The sequence below is a fragment of the Bacillus sp. LR--39 genome (genome assembly GCF_053613335.1).
Genome location: NZ_JBSIOT010000570.1, coordinates 1 through 859 on the forward strand (window position 1 = coordinate 1; position 859 = coordinate 859).

An 859-nucleotide genomic window follows, 5' to 3' on the forward strand; every position below is an offset into this window, starting at 1 on the left:
AGTCAAGCTGCTTGCGCCATGGCTTTTGATTCTTTTTCCGATCGTCTGCATACTCATACCGAAGCTGGATCTTATGTCACTCGGGGATGAGCTTGCACAGGGTCTCGGAGAAAACGCAAACCGGCTGAGATTCATCCTGATTTTCACCGCGGTGGCGCTGGCGGGAAGCTGTGTAGCCGTCGTCGGCTCAATCGGTTTTATCGGCTTGCTTGCTCCGCATATCGCCAGACGGCTTACCGGAGAAAAAGCTAAATATTTACTGCCTGCATCGGCATTGATTGGTGCTATTATATTATTAATTGCAGATACGTTAGGGCGCGGCATCATGCCTCCGGTTGAAATACCTGCCGGAATACTGACAGCCGTGATCGGCGCGCCTTATTTCTTATATTTATTGAAATTCGAAGCGAGGAAACAGTAGGGAGAGGATACCATGGGAAAACTGGCTGCAGACCAGCTCACTCTTTCATATGACAGTACAGTGATTATTGACGGAGTCGACTTAAAGATAGAAGAAGGAAAAATCACTGCGCTCATCGGCGCTAATGGCTGCGGTAAATCAACAATCCTCAAATCGCTCGCCAGGCTGATGGCCCCGAAAAGCGGTACAGTGCTACTAGAAGGAAAAGACATCCACCGCCAGCCATCAAAAGAAGTCGCAAAAAAACTGGCCATTCTTCCACAATCTCCTCAGGCTCCTGAAGGATTGACGGTAGAGGAATTATGCTATTTTGGCAGACATCCTCACAAAAAGCTGTTATCCAAGCATACCCAAGAGGATCATGACATGGTAGAGTGGGCGCTGGAAGCAACGGGCATGATTGAACTGAAGGATCGGACGCTGGATGCCCTTTCAGGC

Annotated in this window: 2 pseudogenes; both read left to right on the forward strand. The window is 49.0% G+C overall.

Annotated features, from left to right (window positions below):
- A pseudogene (yfmE, locus tag ACWHAR_RS24980) lies at positions 1 to 421 on the forward strand (Fe(3+)-citrate ABC transporter permease YfmE); the annotation flags it as partial.
- A gap of 12 nt (positions 422 to 433) precedes the next feature.
- A pseudogene (yfmF, locus tag ACWHAR_RS24985) lies at positions 434 to 859 on the forward strand (Fe(3+)-citrate ABC transporter ATP-binding protein YfmF); the annotation flags it as partial.